The following is a 20,714-nucleotide window of genomic DNA, read 5'->3' as shown; positions in this document are numbered from 1 at the left end:
AATAGGCAGATAAGGAGTAACCATGACAACCCCACAAGAAGTTCTGAAGTTGGTTAAAGACAAGAACATTCAGATGATTGACCTGAAATTCATCGATATGTTGGGAACTTGGCAGCACTTAACGGTGTACCAAAACCAAATCGATGAAAGCAGCTTCACTGAAGGTGTACCTTTTGATGGTTCAAGTATTCGGGGTTGGAAAGGAATTGAAGCTAGCGACATGTCGATGGTTCTCGACCCAGATACAGCATGGATTGACCCATTCATGCAAGAGCCAACGCTCTCTATTGTTTGTAGCATTATCGAGCCTCGTACTGGCGAACCTTACGACCGTTGTCCTCGTCAAATTGCCCAGCGCGCGGTAGATTATGTAATTTCTAGTGGTGTTGGCGACACAGTATTTTTCGGTCCAGAAGCAGAATTTTTCATCTTTGATGACGTTCGCTTCGACCAAAACTCCAGTTCTGGTTACTACTATGTAGATTCCATCGAAGCTAAATGGAACTCCGGTAGAACTGAAGCTGGTGGTAACTTAGGTTACAAACCCCGCTTCAAAGAAGGTTATTTTCCAGTAGCTCCCACCGACACTTTCCAAGACATGCGGACAGAGATGCTGTTAACAATGGCGAAGTTAGGTGTACCCATTGAAAAGCATCACCACGAAGTTGCTACAGGTGGTCAGTGCGAACTTGGATTTAAGTTTGGTAAGTTAATTCAAGCTGCTGACTGGTTGATGACTTATAAATATGTCATCAAAAACGTAGCTAAGAAGTATGGTAGAACCGTAACCTTTATGCCCAAACCAGTATTTGGTGATAATGGTTCTGGTATGCACTGTCACCAGTCAATTTGGAAAGACGGGCAACCCTTGTTTGCTGGCGATAAATATGCTGGTTTAAGCGAAACTGCTTTACATTACATTGGTGGTTTGCTCAAGCACGCACCTGCTGTACTGGCAATAACCAACCCCACTACTAACTCATACAAGCGCTTAGTTCCAGGTTATGAGGCGCCTGTAAACCTAGCATACTCCCAAGGAAACCGTTCAGCTTCGATTCGTATTCCTTTATCAGGAACAAATCCAAAAGCTAAACGCTTGGAGTTCCGTTGTCCAGATGCGACCTCCAACCCATACTTAGCATTTGCAGCAATGCTGTGCGCTGGCTTAGACGGTATCAAGAACAAAATAGATCCAGGCGAACCTTTAGATAAAAATATCTACGAATTATCACCAGAAGAACTAGCAAAAGTTCCTTCTACCCCAGGTTCACTCGACGCTGCACTCGAAGCTTTAGAAAAAGACCATTCTTTCTTAACTGCGGGTGGTGTGTTCAGCGAAGACTTTATCCAAAACTGGATAGCCTACAAAATTGATAACGAAGTCAACCCCATGCGCTTGCGGCCTCATCCTCACGAGTTCGCTCTTTACTACGACTGCTAAGGGTTAAAATTTTCTCGTATTAAGGACTTTAGTCCTTATCAAAAATAAAGCCACCCCTTGTGGGTGGTTTTTTGTTCAGGACTTAATATCATTGTTCAAACTAAAAGCCCCTAACTCATCGAAGTGCTATCATAAGCTGCGCGCTTACTTGGATCAATCTTGCCTTGTAAGGGGTTCCAGTAATCAGAAACTTCTCCAGTCAAACCTATTTCTTCACCGGTACGTCCTAACATCGATTGTTGACGATTCTTTACCAGGTGGTAATGACGTTGCATTAACGCGCGTGCTTTATCTTGTGTTGACATAACAGATTCCTCTCGTGAACTGTGAGTATGATTTCTTTTCTTGTCTCAACAAATTATATCGCATTTAATTCTGTAACTTATGTTACATAATGATACCATTTTATAAAATTTTATATTTTCTTAATAATTCTATTGAAAAGAATGATTATTAATTTCATGACTTGTTGTTAAGGATTTAATAACCTCGAACGGTAAACCCTACTCCAGGCTCATAAAATATTGGTTAAAATTACTTAAAGTAAATATATAAAAGGTAATAAAAACCGAGTCATTGTCATGTCAGACACTTTAACAAAGCTTACTTATCAGAGTTTTCAGCAGGGCAAAAGTTACTTTGGTTTAGCACACAAGCTTATCAGTACACGGTTGATGAACTTGATATCACCGACTGAGAATAAAACTAGGCCAATTCCAATTGAGGTGATAGGAAAAATTCAACACAGATCGAATAATCTCCTTGAGGTTGACTGGCAAGACTCGCAACGCGGTATTTATCCAGAAAGTCTGCTGTTCGATAACCCTTGGGAAGACTTTTTTAAGTACTATCCTTTGATGTGGTTTGACTTGCCGCAACTTTGGGAACGTGCGAAGAACAAGAAGTACCAAGAGTTTTCTTCAAACGTTAATATTGAAGGCTACCCCAGCTATTATGTGCAAAACTTCCACCATCAGACAGATGGCTACTTGAGCGAATTGTCTGCCAATATGTACGACTTACAGGTCGAGATATTGTTTGGTGGTTCAGCAGATGCAATGCGGCGCCGGATTTTAGCACCATTAAAAGAAAACTTAAACTTTTTTGCTGATGTACCTCCGTCACAAAGACGTGTATTAGACATAGCATGTGGTACAGGTCGTACCTTGAAAGCAATTCGCAGTACACTACCTCATGCATTGCTCTACGGTACAGACTTATCACCAACTTATTTACGTAAAGCTAACGAATTACTTTCCCAAATACCTGGAGAAGTACCGCAACTGCTGCAAGCGAACAGCGAAGAGTTGCCTTATTTAGATAATTACTTCCACGCAGTCACTTCGGTATTTTTATTCCACGAATTACCAGGAGTCGCGCGGCAAAACGTGATCAACGAGTGCTTTAGAGTCACAAAACCCGGTGGAACATTTATTATCTGTGACTCCATCCAGGTAAGTGATTCTCCCGAATTCGAGCCGATAATGCACAACTTCTACGAAACGTTCCACGAACCATATTATCGCCACTACATGACTGATGATTTGGTCGAACGGTTACAGAAAGCAGGTTTTGAAAACATCGAGACACAAGTACACTTCATGAGTAAGTACTTAATAGCTCATAAACCAGCATAAACACTTATCTTATCTTGTGGAGCGGGCATCCTTGCCCGCCCTTTATTTGCTCATAATATAGAAAACTTTTCCGAAAACCAAAAAATACAGGTTAAATAATTACCATACAAACTGCATGTCTAAAACAAAGCCTGGTAGCACGTCCTCTCCAGATAAAGTTGTAGGAGCATCTAATATTTCAACTTGTTGTCCTAAACGGTAAATTTCTACACGACGACTTTTTCTATCTATTAACCAACCTAATTTAACTTTCGCTTCGATATATTCGCGCATTTTGGCTTGTGTTTCGCTCAAGCTATCAGACGGAGACATTAATTCTAATACAAAGTCAGGAGCAATGGGGGGAAATTTCTCTCGTTGTGCGTCGGTAAGTGCATTCCATCTTTCTAATTGTATCCATGAGACATCTGGGGAACGGTCGGCGCCATTAGGAAGTTTAAAACAAGTTGAGGAGTCAAATACTTCTCCTAATTGAGTTTGCTCGTTCCACACAACAAACCTTGTGGTTAGTTTAGCGTTACGTTTTCCTGTTTCTCCTCCTGTTGGTGGCATTATTACCAGTTTCCCCCATTGATTACGCTCAAATTTGACATCAGGATTATCCTGACACAGTTGGTAAAATTGATCGTCACTAAGCTTGACTACACTGTTAAAGTCAATAGTAATGGCAGTCATGGCATCTATATTACATCCAGAGTGGCTCTATTTTAACGTAGATGAGTTTTGCTTAGACACCACTTCAGGCGCCGAGTTTGCGAATAGCAAAATTCATCATATTTATTTGTTTTTCGTGAAACGAAGGAGGCATCAAGCTGTGAACTGTATGGTCAAGTCCATCATGCATCACATCGGTTGTTAGCGCAGAATGGGCTAAACCTAAAGTATGTCCAATTTCATGAGCAATAGCGTTAGCAATTAAGTTAGATAATTGATTAGCATCTAAGTTGGCATGGTAAGAAGCGTAAAAAACTTGATCAATACGAATAATCGTGCGGTCTGTAATGTTGGGTTATGCGGAGCTTCACCCAACCTACATAAGTTAAACACGTCTACATTTGATTGGCAGGAGAACTGGCATTATGGAACGGGCAAGGATGCCCATTCCACAAGATAAATAGCCCATTCCACAAGATAAATATTAGGACTAACTGATTTTGAACTGACCGATAGCGATTTGTAATTCTTCGGAGATGTCATAGCACAGGCGCCGTTAATAGTGCGTTCGTAAGCTAATTAGACGTAAGCGCTTCAGTTGACAGTTGGTTAAAGGCGCCAATTGTGCGAGGTAGATGTATAGCAAGTGCGAAAAGAAGTGTTGCCATATACGAAACAAGGGAAGTCCATAGAAGATGGTTGTTGTGTAGGTTCCATGCAGTAATTGCTAGGGGAAGGAAGCCTAAAAAGAAGGCAATTAAAACAGCGTTGCGTAAAGTGGCGCCTTCTTTCAAGCCAATGAAATATCCTTCTAACATAAAAGCAACAGATGTAAACCCTAATAAAGGCAGTAACCAAATAGTGTAGTGACTAATGTGTTGGTTAACTTCAGCATGATTTGTTAACAATCCAAATATTGCGTCTGGAAACATCACTGATGCAATCGCAATTCCAAAGGATATTATTAAGCTAGTTATAACTGAAACTGTCAGCAACGGTATTAACTTTTGTGTTTCGCCTTTACCTTTAAAGTTACCAGTTAATGTTTGAGCCGTCATTCCTATACCCTGAATTGTAAACTGGCTCAATAAAGCGATTTGGAGAATCAAACCGTTTTCTGCTAAAACAGTTGTTCCCATTGCGGCACTTATATTGGTAAAGATGGCGTAAGCGGAAATTAAGGCTAAGAAACGAATCAAAATATTACTTTTTAGTACTACAGTATCTTTAAGTGCTGCCCAATCAAAAACTTCTTTTAAAGCGTTTGGTAGTATTTGCCAGTCAATAATAAAGCATAAGCAAATCAAAGCACTAATTAACGCTAAGTACTGACTCGCTGCTGTTGCAAGTCCGGCGCCCCAAGATGCCCAACCGAACTTATTAATCATTAAATAGTCAAGGGCAACATTCGAGCCATTGCCAATAATAGACATAAACAGGACAATGCCATTCATCTCACGTCCGAGAAACCAACCAATGAGAACAAAATTTAGTAAAACAGCAGGCGCCCCCCAAATACGCGCGCAAAAATAATCAGCTCCGGATGCTTCAATTTCTGGAGAACCGCTCAAAATCGCAAAACCTAGCTTTTGTAAAGGATATTGCAGCAATACAATAAGCACACCAATAGCTAGAGCAACTAAACCACTTCGCAGTCCTGCAAGTAAAACAGCTTTCGAGTCATCGAGTCCTACAGCTTGGGCAGTCAGCGCATTTGTACTAGTTCGTAAAAACTTCAACACTCGGTAAAGATAGTCAAACAGAATAGTAGCCAGAACCACTCCAGCCAAGTGACGAATATCAGCCAAGTGTCCCAAAAAGGCAATATCAACGATACCAGCTAGCGGCACCATCATATTGGAAAGGGCGCTAACACTGGCAAGCCGATAAAAACGAGGCAAAAAATTATACTGTACTGGGAGCGTCAACGCCATATCATCAAAAGCCTCAAAATTAGGACTCAGTTTAAATTTCTTTAAGGTTAAACCCTTTTTGCCAAACTTTGCAGCAACTGCTGAACTTTCGATCCTTAGCCTCAAGTTAATGATGTTAAATGTAATATGAACCACCCCACCGCTCCTGGCGGATGGGGTTTCTAATTTACTGTCCCGGTTCAGTGAGACCTATAGTCGTACAACAAGACAAGCTTGCTGCCGTACCTTTACGTGATGGTAATTTTTTACAAGCGCCAAATATTGATTTTAGCTATGACTTGACATACTCTAAAAGTGATTTTAGATATGTCAATTTTTGCTTTTCGAGTGGATGTTTGATGCACCATTAGCATCGGCATTTATAACTGTTCCGTTTGCAGTTTTGTATTCACCGCGTCTTGTTCTTTTGCCAGAAGGTTTTTGTTCCTTCTGAGCTTCGGTTTCTTTTCCGAATACGGGTAATTCATCACCATCAAAAAATGACATTTTTGAGGTGTAAGATTCCTCAAAAACTACAAATTCTATGCCGTGTCTTTCACATAAATATTTCAGTGTGTCACGTAATGCGGTGAATGGGACTTGCGTAAAGTTCTGATTATTGACAGCAAAACATTATACTTACCAAATACTTAATAAGTATGAATTCTCAAGAATTGTTACTTTACGAACGAATTCAGCAGTTTTCGTTGGATGATGTTGACGCGCGATTGCCTTTCAGTAAGAAACTTGCTGCTCAGAATAATTGGACAACTGAGTATACGCAAAGGGCTATTGAAGAATATAAAAAATTTGTATTTCTAGCAGTCGTTGCCGAGCATGTTGTTACACCTTCGGAACAAGTAGATCAAGTTTGGCATTTACATCTAACTTACACACAGTCCTATTGGGAAGATTTTTGTCCTAACGTCCTAAAAATGCCTTTACATCATAACCCAACTAAAGGCGGGCAACAAGAGGGTCAAAAGTATAGTGATTTATATAGTCAAACGCTCGAAAGTTACAAAAAGTATTTCCAGCAACGGAATATTAGGACGGGCAGGGATGCCCGTTCCACAAGAGGGGCTTAATCAAAAATTTCTTAGCAACGTCTTAGTTGTGTCATTGTTACTACCATTTCATCTAGAGCTTGGCGTAAAACACTGGCGGGTTGTTCTGTTTGATTTACTATTACGCTGAAAACTAACGGTTCGTAGTTGGGTGTGGTTATATAGCCTGATAGGGAGACGACACCTCCTACTGTTCCTGTTTTTGCTACAACGATACCTTCTGCGGGTGTACCGCGAAATCTGTTTTTAAGGGTGCCTGTTCTACCTGCTATTGGTAATGACGCGCGGAATATTGATGCAGTTGGCGCCTTTGCCATTCCCTGTAATACTTGTACTAATGCTTCGGGACTAATTAAGTTTTTACGTGATAAACCTGAACCGTCAACTATGAAGTAACTTGTTGGGTTCACTCGAAGTTGCGTTAAAGTTGTTTTGAGAACTTCTAACCCCAAAGCTGATGTAGTTTGTCCTGGTTTGCGAGTTTGTTTAACAGCTAATGCATTTAGTAAAGATTCTGCATATAAATTATTACTGTTTACATTTGTCTTTGCTACTAGTTCTCCTAAAGTTGGTGATACAGTAGCTGCAACTTCGGTAGTTGTGGCACCAGTCGCTTCTACTGCTGTTTCACCTAAAGTTATTCCTTCCGAAGCCAAAGCTGTACGAAAGCGACGCAAAAAGAAGAAATTAGGGTCAACGACTGGTAAAGTTACAGCAAATGGGCTAGCATTCGCAGCAAGTTGTCCTTGAATTTTTAGTACATTTCCTGATAAGTCGCGCGTTACACTCAAGTCTGTTGGTTGGTCGTTTGCTCCTGTCACAGATAAATTGAGTAGTCGCCATATCCTTGCCTCGTTTGGCTCTGCCCAGTTAATTTGTAGTGGTCTGCCTACAGCTTGCGGCGCCAACTTAATAGTAAATGCATTTTCATTCACTATAAAACTACCAAAAGGGGCACCGTAGTCTGACTGTATATCTTCCCACTGCCAGCTTGGTTGAACTACATCACCCTGAACAAAACTATCATCAGCAATTAACTTATTAATTCTAGTAATACCTTTAGCTTTAAGTTGTTTTGCTAAAGCTGTTAACTGTGTATCTGTAATACTTGGGTCGCCTCTACCCACAACTCGCAACACTCCATTCGCTTCTTGGTAAACTGAAGTACGAATTCTAAAACTGGCGCCTAACTGTTGTAAAGCTGCTGCTGTAGTTAGTAGCTTAGTATTAGAAGCTGGAGTAAATAACTTGTTTGCATCACGGTTATACAGCGTTTGCCCATTCAAATTTTGCACCAACAAACCCCACCGCACCCTATTAAATAATGGACGGTTAATAACAGTATCTAAATTAGATGCAAGCTGTGCTGGACAAATAGTTCTGGGAGTTGGAGTTGGGGTTGGAGTTTGCGCTTGGGCTAGTGGAACAGTATTTAATTGGGCGCCGAGTAATAATAGAAAGACAGTACGAACACAAGAAGCCATAAAAGTTACTTCAGAATAAAATATATTTAACCAACAGTAAGACAAGGCAGACGCACAAAGTCGCCCCAATGTTTCCTTTGGGACATTGAACGGCACCGGAAGTCTACTGCAACGAATTGATGAGATAATTTTCAGCTATGGAACTTTATCGCATCAACTGTACAAAAGTGAAGCGTTAAATTAGATACACAAACGTAATCATAATAAGAGAGAAGGTTAAGCGTAAATTTATGGGGATTGAAGAATTATTATTGCCATTGCGAGAGGAAATACTGAATATCGCTGCTAAATATGGCGCCTATAACCTGCGAGTATTTGGTTCAGTAGCTAGAGGAGAAGCGCGAGAAGATAGTGATGTTGATTTTTTAGTGGAAATGGAAGCAGGAAGAAATTTATTAGACAGGATTGGTTTAAAACAAGATTTAGAAGAATTATTACAACGTGAAGTTGATGTAGCAAAACCTAGTAATTTACATGAATTAATCAGAGATAAAGTTTTGCAGGAAGCTGTAATGTTATGAGAGATGAAAAGCGTTATTTAATGGATATTGCTGAATGGTATTCAAAGGATAGAAGAATATACAGTCGGAGGCAAAGAAGTTTTTGCTAGCAGTAGGGGGATTAGCTGGCGCCTACTATTTATACCGCAGTGGGCAATACCTGATGAAACGAGCTTCGGATGCTCAACGTGGCGCCGAAGCAGAAAGCGAAGTAGCTGCTTTATTACACCCGTTGGAATGTAAAGGGTGGCAAGTTGAATACAACCTAAGAATTAGGAAATGGGGAGATGCGGATGTTGTGTTACGCTCTCCAAAAGGGAATTGGTACGTAGTCGATGTTAAATCCCACGGTGGTACTAAAGTTTATGAAGACGGTCGTTTGCGAAAGCGCTATGGCAGAAATACTTATGATTTTACAGAAGGCGATTTGATTTATAAAGTCAAAGGTCAAGCAAAAGAAGTGAGAAGTTTAAAAGGCGCGCGGTGGGTAACTGCACTGTTATGTTTTACCAAAGGTAATGTTGGGTCTAGTCATTTATCATTCTGAGTAATTATTTTAACATGTGCAAATATCTTAATCCTATCTATCTAATGTACTACAGTAGTATTAAATAATCTATTTTAATACCGTGCTACGGTGAAGCAAACTGCACTTAGAACCCGGTACTGTTTCCTTTAGGCGCCCTTGCGGTTTTAGTACAAAACTGATACTACTATTTGCCGTTCCTCACGCTTTGCATTACTAAAGCTGCTTTTAGGAGATTTTACTCCTGATTTGCTCTTCTGTATCCTTTAAAAAGTCCGGTTTCTAAGATTATGTATATAAAAGAGCTTGAATTAACAGTGTGCTGTTACATACTTGTAATAAAATCTACCTGTTTTACAGCTTTTAATTTACAGGGGTTCTTATATGAATACGTTTTTGTCAAGTTTGGCAGTTATTCTCTCGACTTTAGCTTTGATATGTAGCGGTTTTGCGGCTTATCAAGTTTACACGTTTCAACAAACACTGAGTTCTAAGGAAGCAGTAAGTAATACTACTGTCCCAACTCCTAGCACTCCAACTCAGGCGCCAGCAAGCGCAGAAACCCAAGCACCCTCACCTCAAACCACAACACCAGTTTCAAGTACTGCAACTAAGAATATTCAGCCAGGTGAATTTGTTCAACCTGCTTTCGGTAATAAAGGAAGAGTAGAATTACTTTCTGTAAAGCGAATTAAAGACCCTGAAAGTGGAAACCGTGATGTTGTGAACGTGCAAATGCGAATTCGTCGCGTTGCAGCAGAAAATGCAGCTCAAGGAACTGACGTTATAACAGTTAGTAGTACAACAGCACGTAACCCCGATACCAGCGAAACTTACAAGGGAGTTAATGCAAGTCGATCAACTGGCGCCGTTTCTTTATTCCAACTGCGTCCTAATTCTTCTGCTGACGCTTACGTTTGGTTGCGAGTCCCAGATGGTATTAATAACTTAGATATATTTGTTCCAGATACAGCAGCATTTAAGAATGTGCCAATTGCAAATTAAAGCAACAAGGTCATTTAGATTCCCGACTCTTAAAAAATCGAGAATCTAAAGTAAATCTAAATTTTTGTTACATAGCTGATTCTGCATTTTGAGCGCAGGAAAATATGCTAATAACACCTTGTGATTCTATCCGAAGCGTTTGTTTTTTTCTATTTCCAGTCATGTTAATAACAATGAAGATACATATAATTCAAGTTGTTTTTATACCAAAAGCAATATTTTTCTGTAATCAGGCGCCGTATTCAAAAAGGTTTCTCTCTGTGTAGAGACGCGATCAATCGCGTCTCTACTGTGTATCTATGGTAAAGATATATACTCAATACAAGAACATCAGCTACTAACTATAAGCTTTTATCTCAAATCTTCATCTGCATCAGTAAACAAAGATTCTAAATCTCTGTAACCGCTAACAACATGTAGAATTTCGATTCCGTTATCATTAATTCGGTAGAGAATAATATAACCATCTAAAGGTACACCTCGCAAGTAATCTTTGATATCAGCATAACTGCGTCCCATATTGGGAAAATTAGCCAAATATCTACATTTTTTATTAAATTCATCAATAAAACGCTCTCCAGCATCAACGTTACGAATAGTAAAATAATCAATAATTTCCTCTAAGTCTTGATTTGCTTGTGGAGAAATAGTGTGCTGTTTCATGCTTGATTTTCTTTGGCTTTACGTAGTTTCTCTCGCAGCCGCGCAACTACAACTTCCCCATCAATACCTTCACCTCTATCTAACTGTTCGGCAGCAACTTCTACTTTATGACGAGCTTCTTCAACCCAATTTTGATAACCTTTTTCCCACTCATCTAATAGCTTTAATGCTTTACTAACAACTTCTTCGGCATTTCCATATTTACCTCTGGCAATTTGTATTTGAATCAATTGCTCATCTTCAGGTTTAAGTTGGATGTTCATAATTTTTGGAGAGCCAGGTTTTCCTATATTATGACGCTTTATATTGATCCCCCCAACCCCCTTGATAAGGCAGGCTAATAATTGCTTCTTTTCTTGTTCCCCCTTATTAAGGGGGGTTAGGGGGGATCAAATTACAGCTTTGTGCCACACTCAGGACAGAAGTTATTGTCAGGTATATTCTTGGCGCCGCAGTTGCTACAAAATACGGGTTGAATATCTACCTTCGGCGCCACTTTTGGTAAACCAACCATTTGCGCGTTGCTCTTTCCTGGTCCTACCATTGGGTAACAGTTCTCATCTTTGGTAACGAGAACGTTCATAACGACAGGTCCATCATGCGCTAACATTTCGGCAATAGCATCTTTTAATTCTTCAGGCTTGTTTACTACCATGCCTTTGATGCCATATGCTTGGCACAGCAATATAATATCGGGCATTCCTACTTCCATGTTTGAGGAAGAGTAGCGCTCACCGTAGAATGCTTGCTGCCATTGACGCACCATTCCTTGCCAACCATTATTTAAAATAATAGTCTTGACATTTAATTTGTATTGTGATAATGTGCCAAGTTCTTGTAAACACATTTGGAAGCTGGCATCACCACTTATACAAATAACATCTTCATCAGGAAATGCTGCCTTGGCGCCCATTGCAGCAGGAACTCCAAAACCCATTGTTCCTAAACCAGCACTGGAAATCCAACGACGTGGGCCATTTTTCAGGAACTGTGCTGCCCACATTTGATGCTGTCCAACGTCGGTTGTGTAGAAAGCGTCGGGTGCTTGACTTGCAACTTCAAGGATTACAGATTGTGGTGAGATAGTATCTGCATATTGGGGAGCTGCTAAAGGATAATCTTCCTTCCATTTATTAATCAAATTCAACCATTCTTGTGTTTGGTTGGGGGTGTTAGTAATACCCAATTCCTTACAACGTCTGAGTAATTCTTTCAAGACGTTACGAACATCACCAACGATGGGAACTTCGGGAACGCGGTTTTTACCAACTTCTGCTGGGTCGATGTCTATATGAATTACTTTTGCGCGCGATGCAAACTCGTCAAGCTTACCAGTTACCCGGTCATCAAAACGGGCGCCGACGCAAATCAACAAATCACAATCTGTAACAGCAAAGTTAGCATACGCAGTACCGTGCATTCCCAGCATACCCAACGATAGCGGGTGATGCTCATCGAAGGCGCCGATACCCATCAATGTTGTAGTAACGGGAATATTGAATAACTCTGCTAGCTGTTTTACTTCTTCGTGCGAACTTGATGATATTGCACCACCACCTATATATAATAGAGGGCGCCGACTTTCACGAATTAGATGTAACGCTGCACTAATTTGACGAGGATTACCTTTTACAGTCGGACGATAACCTGGTAAATTCACATTACCTGGGTCAACAGGAGTGTAATTAAACTCTTCTAACGCTACATCCTTGGGAACGTCAATTAATACAGGCCCAGGTCTACCTGTACTAGCTATATAAAAAGCTTCCGCAACAATGCGCGCGATATCAGCAGTATCACGAATAATATACGAGTGCTTAACTATTGGTAGCGTAATTCCATATATATCAGTTTCCTGAAACGCATCAGTACCAATTGCCGGACGTGATACCTGTCCCGTGACAACTACCATCGGTATGGAATCCATGTACGCCGTTGCAATACCTGTTACTAGGTTTGTGGCGCCTGGACCCGAAGTACCAAAACACACTCCCACCTTACCTGTAGCACGAGCATAACCATCCGCTGCATGAGCGGCGCCTTGTTCGTGTCTAACTAAAATGTGCTTTACAGTACTTCCAGCCGCTTCGACTTTGTACAAATCGTCGTAAATTGGTAGAATTGCACCACCGGGATAACCAAAAATATAATCAACACCGTGGCGTTGTAAACTGTCGAGAAGTGCAAAACCGCCAGATACACGTTGCGGCTTGACTACTTTAGAAATCTTTACAACGCTTGACTGAGACTGTTCAACAAACTGGGGTTGGCTGATTGGGGTACGCGCGCGCACTGATTAAACCTCACGCAATGGCTAAATTAGTTTAATTTTTTGTATTTAACTTATCATTTTAATGTAATTTAACTCATTAGTCAGTCTTATTTGTCATGAGTTGGTGGCAATTTGGCAACGGATGTAACGGATGTACCTTCGTAATGCGTAGGTTGGGTGGAGGCTTTGCCTGTGATTCTGGTGGACTTTTGTAAAGTTAAACACCAACTGTTTCTATAAGCTTATCAATTTATGTAAACTAGGATACAACGGTCTTTGGGTTACGCCAACTCCAGATACCAATTGCTGCGACAATAATACTCATTCCTAATAACACAGCTTGTAAACCGTATGCATTAGCTAATCGAGTTGTAATAAGTAACGGCGCCGACAATGCTATATTTACTGCGTGGTTTTGAAAGCCGAATACTTTACCTTGCATCGCTGGTGGTGTTTGTTGTTGAATTGTGGTTTGCATTGGTATGTTCACAAAGGCGCCACCCATACCAAGGAATACGCATAAAATTAATCCTATTGGTAAATTTGGAACAAAAATTAATAACGCTAATGCTACAGCCATTATTGTAAATCCAATCAATGGTAATGATTTGGTATTTAGTTTATTTCCTAAAGTTGCTACAAATGCGGCGCCTAGTACCATTCCAATACCTGCTGATGCTACAAAGAAGGTATATTGTGTACTTTCTAATCCTAATAAAGTTGCTAATCTTATCGCTAGTTCAATCAATGCGGCAAATACGCTATACAAAATTACTATTTGCAATATTGAGTTCCACACTAATTTGTTTGTTTTCAAATAGCGCAACCCAGACACAAATTCTTTTAAAGGGTTGAATGCTGCTTTTTGCTCGTTTGTGTGTTTTGCTTCTTTATAATCGATTGGTAATAAAATAATCGCTGATAGTATATATAGGGCGCCTACTACAAGTTCTTGACCCTCGTGATTATTAATACTTCGCGCAACACGCAGTACTTGGTCTCCAATTGCGTTACCAACAATTAAAGTCCCCATCATGGTCATGCTAAATAAAGCATTGGCTGTCATTAAGCACTCATGTTGTACTAATAGAGGGATAGTTGCTTGCTCTGCGGGTGCAAAGAACTGTGTAACGGTAGAAATAATAAAAGTAATTAATAGTAGAATACCAAACTCGCGCGGTAAAAACGGTATTAACAACGTTAAAACTCCGCGTACTGCATCCGAACCGACCATGATTAGCTTTTTTGGAACCCGGTCAACTACAACACCTCCCAGTGAACCAAATAAAATCGCAGGTATTGTAAACGCCATATATAGATAAAAACGTCCAGATGCATCAATTTGACTTGCCGTCAAGTATTGACTCAGTAAGGCAATTTGCAACACCAATAGTATTTTATCTGCTAGCTGTGAAAACAACTGTCCAACCCACAGCAGCATAAAACTGCGATTTTTTAGTACGTTCGAGAAGCTATTATGATGAGACACAACTTAATATACCAGGTTTTCTCATTAAGACCTTACCAGAAGAGAGCCAATTTTTTTGTCAAAATCACCTCATATAGAAATTCAACCGCACTTAATCGTTGTTGACATGGGGGGTTAATCGTTGAGTCAACCAACCAACCCTGCACAGCTTGAGGATTTTCCCAAATTTGTAAATGCTCTACAGGGGGGTCTGCGTAAAAGTTGTATTCACCGGAACCCAAAACTAAAGAACTCCAGTGAGTAAAATAATCATGACTCATTCGGTAAATAGAAAAATCACCAAACAGAGGGACTCCCCATCCATCTATAGCTATAAATGCTTCGACTTTACCAGATTGTAGCTGCCATAAATGTGCTGCTGCAATGGCGCCAACTACACCAGCACTGAAACCAATAAATATAACTGGAGATTCGAGATTACTTTTTAACCGATGACGCAAAAACTCAAAAATATGAAGTCCTGACAAAGGTAAAATTCCATCTGCTGGGACTATTAGTAAATTTCTATTAGTTGAACTACTTGTAATTTTGTCATATAAACACGCAACAAAGTTTTCAGTTAAAGCTGGGTGATGGATTCCTGGACAAATAATAATACTCAATCTTTAGCACCTCTGATTAAAATATTTTTTCTAAAAATCTTTTTGATTTAAAAGATTCCCGTTTAAAGCCAATAGTAGTCAGCGTGTAAGCAAAGATGAGAAATCCCATTAAAACCAGACCTCAATATATAAAATCGACACTCAACCCTGAAACTTGAAATACACTAGGAAATAAAAAAGAGAGCGCATAAACTACAAGCGACAATCGACAACTCCTATTCTGGACTAGCTGACTGGTGACAACGAGCTTAATCGGGACAGTATATCTATAGAAATATTACTAATGATGTAGTTCCTGTGCTATCCCCCTGGATAGGATAATATTATATGAGTGAATAAAAGAATACGGGCATTACACCGATTCTGAACACAGGTAGCATTGAGGAAACGATAGTGGTAGCAACACCCGAAAAGTTACAGCATACACATGAGCATCTACCCAACCTACAGCGAGTAGCTGTATTACTTATGGGCTATGGAGAAGTTGAAAGCTACGAAGATTTTGCGAATTATAACGAACAAGCTTTAAATTTACTGACAGCAAAATTTGCCCCCGTCCCTACTTGGATTTATCCACCTTTGGCTAAACTCTTAGCTATGTTTGACCTGCATGAGTGGGGACACCAGCACCATAATTTTATTTCACCTCATAACGCAATATTTGAACAGCAACGTGCAGGTATAGAAAAGCACTTACAATCTCATTGGGGTAATGGTATCCAAGTTTTTAAAGCGTTTAACTTTTGCGCTCCTTTCTTACCCAATCAAGTTTTAGCCGAAATCAAAAGTCAAGGATTTGACAAAATTCTCATTTATCCTTTATTGGTAGTTGACTCAATTTTTACCAGTGGTATTGCTATTGAACAAGTTAACAAAGCTTTGGCTGAACTTACAGATACGCAAGAAGAACATTGGGTAAAAGGTTTGCGTTATATTCCTTCGTTTTATAACGAACCCGAATATATTGATTTAATGGCGCGCTTAGTCGAAGATAAAATCCACTCTGATTTAAGTACAGCTTACTTACCTTCAGAAATTGGCATTGTGTTGATGAACCACGGTTGTCCTCATAAAGCCAAAGGTTTTACTTCTGGAATTACCGAAAGTCAAGCACTGTATGACTTAGTTCGCGATAAGTTAATCAACCGTTACCCACTAATATCTGTTGGTTGGCTCAATCACGATACACCTTTGATTGAATGGACACAACCTAGTGCTGAAGGTGCTGCTAAAAACTTGATTCAACTCGGCGCCAAAGCTATAGTATTTATGCCTATCGGGTTTGCAACCGAAAACCATGAAACATTATTAGATGTTCACCATATCATCCACGCATTGGAGAAAAAGCATAAGAATGTTAACTATATCCAAATGCCTTGCGTAAATGATAATGATGACTTCTTAGCAATGGTCGCACATTGGGCAGATAAAAATATTGGTGAGTTACTAGCAACCGAAGCTGTAAGCGTAAACCCTCAACTAGCAGCACATCACCACCACCATCACCATCATTAATTTATGATTCCTAGTAAGGACTTTAGTCCTTTGAAAAGAGAAGCACTGAAGTTCTTACTACGAATTACTTCCGTGCAGTTCAAGGTATCGATTATATAAATACATTGTTTCTTGCCCAGAAGACTTGCTACTGTTGAATAACTTCTCAATATTACGTTCCGATAGCGCGCGTAAATAAGGCAAGTCTTCAAAAAGCGTTAAGCATGTAGCTAAATGTAAAATCATTTGCATTAATGGCTTTAACCACCATTCTAATTCCCCATAAATATCTACAAAGAAGTAATGTTCATTACTTGTCAGGGGTAAGACATTAAAGAGTACAAATATACGTTTTTGATTGTAAATTGGGATGCTTAATTCGACAGTATAAGGGTTATGCAGTATCAAATCAACCTCCACACTCAACTGGCGCCACATTCTTAACGGGTTAAAGGGAGATTCTAAACTTGTTTGAAACTTTATAATTCCACCCTGAGTAGTTGCTTGCTTCTGAGTTATAGTACCTACCTTCAAATTATTAAGACTAAAGTTATGGATTGTTTCTAAATGCTTTAAATTTAGTAAATGGTATACTTGACACAAATATGGAAATGGTAATATATACTCTTGACTAATTAGATGCGATGAACGTAAGTAAAGGGGCGCCTCTTGAATTGTCTCCGGTTTCAAGAAAAGCCATGCAGAAAACAGAAAACAAGTAATCACAGTAGAAAATAATTCTTGACTGTGAGCGGATTTAATTGCAAATAATACCACAATTCTTTCTAATACAGCAAATAACCACGCTGTCGTGCCAAATAACCAAACTCCATTTTTGAATTGATTGATAAACATTACTTTTTCTTCAGCTACCAACTTTCTTTGTAACTTATTCATATAGTTTTATTTAAAATCTTTAAACTTTATAAAATTTCAATACTGGTTATTGATCAATAAAACATTACTTGTTCACATTTTTACTTCATACCATTTTCACTGATGATCTTCTTTGATTGCAAGTCAAAAAATATACATTTGACTCTAGTACTATATGTTCTATATATAGAGTCAAAGCGCTATTATCAAACCTTGAGAGCGATTTTTATATATGAATAGGTATCATTACTTCATTAACAATTTACAAAAATATTGCCAAGATTACAATTTTTGCTATTTGTCTAATATGAATCGATAACGTATAATAAACTACATCACAAGTAGAATAAAAAGCAATTCTGCCAAACTTTATCCGCAACTATCTTTATCTCGGTATCAAGCTAAAGATAGCGCGCAAATAGTTATAACGGATATTTCAGATAATTAGCTTATCGGGTGTCATCACATACCTAAATATTGCATCTACATAACTAAAACTCATCTTTTTGACAATGTAAGTATTTACTTACTATCTTATCTGGCGCTAGCAGATGCATATCTATCTAGCGACCTATATTTTGTTGTATCTTATGATAGTTTTTTAATTGTTTAAAATTCTGTGCTAACTTGATACTAGGCGTCAAATTCAGTTTGCTTAACTTATTTTTTACACTAATAAAATTAATTTATCCAATTTTTTTGAGTTTTTTATTCTAGACATTTAATAGTGATGTGTTCCTATTTTTTGAAATTGTCATATTAATCACTACTTAAATCTATGTCTAAATTACTATTTGATGATTGGAGAATTTATGAATGTATTGACTATCACAGAATGAGTCGAGCGCTACTTGTGTAGATTAATAAGGGGACAGTACCCCATTAGCAATGCACGGAAAAGAAAACTATTATAGCTAACATACGGACTTGTAATAGGGATGGAGTTTTAGGACAATTGCTTTTTGGCGATCGCTTACCACTACTGTCAGTTGGAGGATGTGAAAATATGCTTAATTGTCATATATTCTATTTCAGTACTTGTGACGTTGCTTTCTTCAAAACACCTCTATTGTCAACAAACTAAGCTTGTTGACATCTTACTGCGCCTATGTTTCATATACGACATTAAAAAGGTTGTATTGCATACGGAAGTAAAACTCACATAAGCTAGACTATTGTTCTATAACTTTAACTGACTCGTTGTATGGCAATATAGCTATATATTTGCTGTTTGTACACAGCCCGTGTAAATCTTATATATTACATCTACTAATGACTCAGGAATCTCAACCAAATCTCATAAAAATACTCGAATTACCGACTAACTGGCAGTCTCAGGACGGTAACGCACGAATGCATGACTTGAGTCTCCTAGCTGCTGCTCGTGAAAGCTCTTTTGATTTTGCGGGAGCGCTCTCGTACCACCAGTTAATCTTAGAGCTTGCTCTTCAGAGAGACGATAAAAGCCATCAAGAAGTTTCTTTGTATAATATTGCAAATTGTTATCGTCAGTTAAGTAAATTTAATTTGTCGATTAGTCACTTTTCACGTGTTGTAGAAATTACGCGCGCAACAGGAAACCGTGTACTACAAGTAGCTGGGTTCTGGGGACAGGGTACTTGTTACCAAAATCTAGGGGAGTATCAAAAAGCAATTGAGTATTTTAAGCTACAATTAGCGATTGCTTGCGAGATGAACGCGCGTAACTGGGAAAAAAGCGCACTCTCGTCACTAGGTAATGCTTATCAGTTTTTAGGGGATTTTGAAAAAGCTCTTGACTACGAGCAAAAAGCGCTGTCTATCGCGCGGTGTTTGAGAGATACCAAAGCAATTGGTGATTCACTCGTTAACCTAGGCAGTATTTATCTTCAGTTACGTGCTTGGGAAATGGCTATTGGTTTTTGCTCTGAAGCACACTCAATAGCTAGTGAGAATGATAATAAAGACTTAATGATGGTAAGTCTTCACAGTCTTGGGCAAGCTTACAAAGGGCTAAACTTATATCAAAAGGCATCACATTTCTTATCGTCTGCGTTAGAACTATCAATATTGATTGGTGAAAAACGTGTCCGCAGCGCTATTTTACAAGGATTGAGCGATGTTTGCAGTCAAACTAATCAGTTCGAGCAGGCAATTAAGTACAATTCTGAGTCTTTAGATATTAGCCGTGAGATAGGTAATCGATTTGGCGAAGCTGCGGCTCTGTCAAGAATTGCAATTACGTATCAGCATCTCGGTAATATCAATAAAGCTTTGACTTATTACGAACAGTCGTTGGCTATTTTACAAGATATTGGTGCCAAACAGAGTCAGCAGCAGTTATATTTTAATATTGGCACTATCTACTACCGCGAACGCATGTACGTTAAAGCTGTAGGATTTCTACGTACTGCGTCAACCCTTGCCCAAGAACTGAAAATGAATGCTGAACAAGCAAAAAGTGAATTTGTGCTTGGTATTGTTTTCCACAAGCTACGTCAACATCGCGATGCAATTCATCATTATCGCCAAGCTTACCAAATTTATAAAGGCTTAGGAGATGAAAGCCAAGCTCAACAGATGCTGCAAACGATGCATAAATTAGGCGCCGAACCTTCTGCTTGAACACACGTCCCGTAGCATAGGCGTCCCGCCTGTGCGATTGGGCGCGTATGTAATTAGTCAGGCGGGACGCCTAACCTACAGACGAGGGGTATACTTAATGATTTAATGACTAATTCAGTTTATGTATACTGAAATTCATTCAGAAGCTTAATAAATATTATATTTTATACAAATACGACTTTTAAATTTTAATTTATGCTGAAGACAGTTTTAATCTAGTAATGGGTGATACGACTTTTATGATACTGTTAAGAAATTTAAAAAGTGCCAAACTGGCAACAGTGAATGGTCAGATTTGTTATTGATTGACTAACCAGGTATTTTGAGTAATGTGTCTACTTACTGAAAGTAGTAAAAAAGCTCTCTGAAGTCATGAAGCATTCTTTCACATAATCAAACCACACTAGTTTAAATTCGCGTTTTATGATTTGTTCTGCGACCTCTGATTAGCTCACCGCAGTGGACAAACGAAGTGGATTTAAAATAA

19 protein-coding genes are annotated in these 20,714 nt (G+C 39.1%); 8 read left to right on the top strand and 11 right to left on the bottom strand.

The window, feature by feature from the left end:
• Window positions 1-22: 22 nt before the first annotated feature.
• Window positions 23-1,441, top strand: coding sequence for a type I glutamate--ammonia ligase (glnA, locus tag AC2JBO_RS03280; protein WP_496952187.1), 1,419 nt, complete (start codon window positions 23-25; stop codon window positions 1,439-1,441).
• Window positions 1,442-1,551: 110 nt separating this feature from the next.
• Here glnA and gifA read toward each other — a convergent pair whose 3' ends face one another.
• Window positions 1,552-1,746 carry a glutamine synthetase inactivation factor IF7A gene (gene gifA / locus AC2JBO_RS03275; RefSeq protein ID WP_496952186.1) on the bottom strand — a complete coding sequence of 65 codons (195 nt, stop codon included), beginning with the start codon at window positions 1,744-1,746 and terminating at the stop codon, window positions 1,552-1,554.
• A gap of 276 nt (window positions 1,747-2,022) precedes the next feature.
• Between gifA and AC2JBO_RS03270 the strand changes: the two genes are divergently transcribed.
• Entirely contained in the window at window positions 2,023-3,078 is a 1,056-nt protein-coding gene (locus AC2JBO_RS03270) for a class I SAM-dependent methyltransferase (RefSeq protein ID WP_496952185.1), read from the top strand.
• Window positions 3,079-3,177: 99 nt separating this feature from the next.
• Here AC2JBO_RS03270 and AC2JBO_RS03265 read toward each other — a convergent pair whose 3' ends face one another.
• The 3 genes from AC2JBO_RS03265 to AC2JBO_RS03255 form a co-directional block, all read right to left on the bottom strand.
• Window positions 3,178-3,753, bottom strand: coding sequence for a Uma2 family endonuclease (locus AC2JBO_RS03265; RefSeq protein WP_496952184.1), 576 nt, complete (start codon window positions 3,751-3,753; stop codon window positions 3,178-3,180).
• A 554-nt stretch (window positions 3,754-4,307) separates the two neighbouring features.
• The gene (gene gntT / locus AC2JBO_RS03260; protein ID WP_496952203.1) at window positions 4,308-5,666 is read right to left on the bottom strand and encodes a guanitoxin biosynthesis MATE family efflux transporter GntT; all 1,359 of its coding nucleotides are present in this window, start codon (window positions 5,664-5,666) and stop codon (window positions 4,308-4,310) included.
• Window positions 5,667-5,975: 309 nt separating this feature from the next.
• Window positions 5,976-6,191 carry a hypothetical protein gene (locus AC2JBO_RS03255; protein WP_496952202.1) on the bottom strand — a complete coding sequence of 72 codons (216 nt, stop codon included), beginning with the start codon at window positions 6,189-6,191 and terminating at the stop codon, window positions 5,976-5,978.
• Window positions 6,192-6,304: 113 nt separating this feature from the next.
• Between AC2JBO_RS03255 and AC2JBO_RS03250 the strand changes: the two genes are divergently transcribed.
• Window positions 6,305-6,733, top strand: a complete 429-nt coding sequence (locus AC2JBO_RS03250) for a glycine-rich domain-containing protein (protein ID WP_496952183.1) — start codon at window positions 6,305-6,307, stop codon at window positions 6,731-6,733.
• Between the two features lie 11 nt (window positions 6,734-6,744).
• Here AC2JBO_RS03250 and dacB read toward each other — a convergent pair whose 3' ends face one another.
• On the bottom strand, window positions 6,745-8,196 hold the full coding sequence (gene dacB / locus AC2JBO_RS03245; RefSeq protein ID WP_496952182.1) for a D-alanyl-D-alanine carboxypeptidase/D-alanyl-D-alanine endopeptidase: 1,452 nt from the start codon (window positions 8,194-8,196) through the stop codon (window positions 6,745-6,747).
• A gap of 230 nt (window positions 8,197-8,426) precedes the next feature.
• Between dacB and AC2JBO_RS03240 the strand changes: the two genes are divergently transcribed.
• From AC2JBO_RS03240 to AC2JBO_RS03230, 3 genes are all read left to right on the top strand, one after another.
• Window positions 8,427-8,717 (top strand): nucleotidyltransferase family protein, encoded by a 291-nt coding sequence (locus AC2JBO_RS03240; RefSeq protein ID WP_496952181.1) that lies wholly within the window; start codon window positions 8,427-8,429, stop codon window positions 8,715-8,717.
• Between the two features lie 82 nt (window positions 8,718-8,799).
• Complete coding sequence (locus AC2JBO_RS03235) at window positions 8,800-9,243, top strand: nuclease-related domain-containing protein (RefSeq protein WP_496952180.1); 444 nt, start codon at window positions 8,800-8,802, stop codon at window positions 9,241-9,243.
• A gap of 363 nt (window positions 9,244-9,606) precedes the next feature.
• A complete protein-coding gene (locus AC2JBO_RS03230) occupies window positions 9,607-10,227 on the top strand; it encodes a hypothetical protein (protein WP_496952179.1) in 621 nt (206 codons plus the stop codon).
• A gap of 351 nt (window positions 10,228-10,578) precedes the next feature.
• Here the strand turns inward: AC2JBO_RS03230 and AC2JBO_RS03225 are convergent, their stop codons facing one another.
• From AC2JBO_RS03225 to AC2JBO_RS03205, 5 genes are all read right to left on the bottom strand, one after another.
• Window positions 10,579-10,890 carry a type II toxin-antitoxin system RelE/ParE family toxin gene (locus tag AC2JBO_RS03225; RefSeq protein ID WP_496952178.1) on the bottom strand — a complete coding sequence of 104 codons (312 nt, stop codon included), beginning with the start codon at window positions 10,888-10,890 and terminating at the stop codon, window positions 10,579-10,581.
• Complete coding sequence (locus AC2JBO_RS03220) at window positions 10,887-11,153, bottom strand: ribbon-helix-helix domain-containing protein (RefSeq protein WP_496952177.1); 267 nt, start codon at window positions 11,151-11,153, stop codon at window positions 10,887-10,889. Before AC2JBO_RS03220 ends, AC2JBO_RS03225 begins: the two co-directional genes overlap by 4 nt.
• A 131-nt stretch (window positions 11,154-11,284) precedes the next feature.
• A complete protein-coding gene (gene ilvB / locus AC2JBO_RS03215) occupies window positions 11,285-13,183 on the bottom strand; it encodes a biosynthetic-type acetolactate synthase large subunit (RefSeq protein ID WP_496952176.1) in 1,899 nt (632 codons plus the stop codon).
• 238 nt (window positions 13,184-13,421) lie between these two features.
• Window positions 13,422-14,651 carry an MFS transporter gene (locus tag AC2JBO_RS03210; protein WP_496952175.1) on the bottom strand — a complete coding sequence of 410 codons (1,230 nt, stop codon included), beginning with the start codon at window positions 14,649-14,651 and terminating at the stop codon, window positions 13,422-13,424.
• 32 nt (window positions 14,652-14,683) lie between these two features.
• Complete coding sequence (locus AC2JBO_RS03205) at window positions 14,684-15,253, bottom strand: hypothetical protein (protein ID WP_496952174.1); 570 nt, start codon at window positions 15,251-15,253, stop codon at window positions 14,684-14,686.
• A 393-nt stretch (window positions 15,254-15,646) separates the two neighbouring features.
• Between AC2JBO_RS03205 and AC2JBO_RS03200 the strand changes: the two genes are divergently transcribed.
• Entirely contained in the window at window positions 15,647-16,768 is a 1,122-nt protein-coding gene (locus tag AC2JBO_RS03200) for a ferrochelatase (RefSeq protein WP_496952173.1), read from the top strand.
• A gap of 57 nt (window positions 16,769-16,825) precedes the next feature.
• On the opposite strand, the gene AC2JBO_RS03195 is transcribed toward AC2JBO_RS03200, so the two are convergent.
• Window positions 16,826-17,644: a hypothetical protein gene (locus tag AC2JBO_RS03195; protein WP_496952172.1), complete on the bottom strand. Its 819-nt coding sequence runs from the start codon at window positions 17,642-17,644 to the stop codon at window positions 16,826-16,828.
• Window positions 17,645-18,895: 1,251 nt separating this feature from the next.
• Here AC2JBO_RS03195 and AC2JBO_RS03190 point away from each other — a divergent pair.
• A complete protein-coding gene (locus AC2JBO_RS03190; RefSeq protein WP_496952171.1) occupies window positions 18,896-20,227 on the top strand; it encodes a tetratricopeptide repeat protein in 1,332 nt (443 codons plus the stop codon).
• Window positions 20,228-20,714: the final 487 nt, after the last annotated feature.

The sequence above is a fragment of the Calothrix sp. CBUCES-K 9914 genome (assembly GCF_059640475.1).
The sequence above is the reverse complement of the archived record's forward strand: the minus strand, read 5'-3'. Positions and strand labels throughout refer to the sequence as shown.